Origin of the sequence: Stieleria sp. (assembly GCF_041595215.1) — a bacterium.
GTDB lineage: Bacteria > Planctomycetota > Planctomycetia > Pirellulales > Pirellulaceae > Stieleria > Stieleria magnilauensis.
The window spans coordinates 1-1,944 of record NZ_JBFHKV010001352.1; the positions used below are offsets into that span (position 1 = coordinate 1).

Annotated in this window: 1 protein-coding gene and 1 tRNA gene; both read right to left on the minus strand. The window is 58.6% G+C overall.

Annotated elements, in window-relative coordinates; translation table 11 throughout:
- Window positions 1-255: 255 nt before the first annotated feature.
- Window positions 256-327, minus strand: a tRNA-Gln gene (locus tag ABX749_RS31220).
- A gap of 304 nt (window positions 328-631) precedes the next feature.
- Window positions 632-1,944, minus strand: a 1,313-nt coding sequence (locus ABX749_RS31225) for an efflux RND transporter permease subunit (protein ID WP_372899474.1), incomplete at its 5' end; no start/stop codon positions are given.

Sequence of the window (1,944 nt, forward strand, 5' to 3'; positions counted from 1 at the left end):
CATGAACGTGTCTGCGGGCAAACGCTTTGACGGAAAGACACGCAATCTTCCTACCCCCAAAATCTTCCGACCTCCGACCGGACGCCGCTGAAAGAGAGAAGGCAGAATGATTCGGGGCAGAATGATGGCAGGCTGGCGTCTGTGTTTCCCGCCATCGTTCCGGGCTACAACTCGGCCCCGCTTCGGTCGCCCCGGACATCCATCAACTCTGCCCAATGAAAATGGCCCACTGCTGAATGCAGAGGGCCTTTCGAGCTACCCCGCTAGGACTTGAACCTAGAATGACTGAACCAAAATCAGTAGTGTTGCCAATTACACCACGGGGTAGTGACTTGCGTCTGAGCGGAAGTTTAGCAACTGATTTCCATCTGCTGAATAGGAGTCGGCCAGACTTTGGCAGGTTCGCGGTGGAAAATTTGTCGCAGTTTCCGGCCCGGGGCGATAAATGGCATGAAATGTTACCCGGCAAGGGAAATTGGATTGGCCGCCCTTCCCGAAATGGGCTCCCAAAACACCGCCCGTTTGCCCCAGGCCCCCAGAAAAGGCGGCGAAGGACACTCCGCCGGTGGAGGTGGAACCGGGCAACGGCAAGCCCGATGCATGCCCCACGGTGAATTGGCAAGCAGGATGCTTACCCCACGGTGGGACTGGATTCGGGGGGGAAATCGAGCGGGTCGGGGTTCTTTTCTCGGGTGATGTGCAGGTGATGCAACAGCGCCGCTGCCGCGTTGTAGGCTCGCAAATAGAGCGCGTAGAACACGGGAACGAGGAACAGCACCAAGAAGGTCGCCAGACTCAGCCCGAACGCCAACGAGGCGGCCATCGGGATCAACAATTGGGCCTGGAAGGAACGTTCGAGCATCAAGGGGATCAACCCCGCGATCGTCGTCAGACTGGTCAGCAAGATCGGCCGGAAGCGACGTTGGCCGGCATCGGCGAGCGCTTCCATCGGCGGATGGCCTTCGCGGACCCGTACGTTGATGAAATCGATCAGCACGATCGAGTCGTTGATGACGACTCCCGACAACGCAACCAACCCGAACATACTGAACAGCGTCAGCGGAAGCCCCAGGATCGCGTGTCCCCAGACCGCTCCGATCATCCCAAAGGGCACGATCATCAGGATCAAGATCGGCTGGACGTACGAGCGGAATTGCAACACGAGCAACACGTACATCGCGATGATGGCGATTCCAAAACCCACCATCAGACTGCCGACCGACTCGCGACTCTGTTCCGCTTGGCCTTCCCAACGCACTTGAAACCCCGGAAACTGCTTCGCCATCTCGGGCAAGTAGTTCGCCTGCAAGTCCGCGATGATCAGTGACGAGTTGGCGGTTTTCCAATCCAAGTCCGCACTGACGGTGACCGAACGCTGCTGGTCGACTCGATTGATCTCCGAAAAACCTCGTTTGAGCGTGACTTCGGCAAGTTCTTCGATCGGGTGCTCGTTTCCGGCGGGGTCGCGGACACGAATCTCGCGAAAGTTCACCAGCGAGCGACGTTCTTCTTGCGGATAGCGGACCATCAACTTGACTTCGTGCCGCCCGCGTTGCAAACGCATCGCTTCGGCGCCGAAATATGTGTTGCGAACCGTGTTGCCCAGATCCGTCGGCGTGATTCCCGTCGCCAGCGCGGTATCTTTGACGCGAAATTGGAACTCCCATTTCCCCGGCGTGTTGTCATCGGCGATGTCGAACACCCCGTCATAGGTGGCCAAGCGGGCTTTGACCGCGTCGGTGGCCTGCAGCAATTGATCTTCATCGTCGCTGTCGGCCAGCAGTTTGAACTCAATCGCTTTGCCGCCCGGACCGACGCCGACGCTGCCGTACGTCACGCTTTCCACCCCGGCAAACTCGCCGGCCTCGGCCCGCCACATCGCGAGCAGATCCTTGCTGTGGATGTTTCGAATGTTGGTGTCGTGCAGTTCCGCAAAGATCTGCC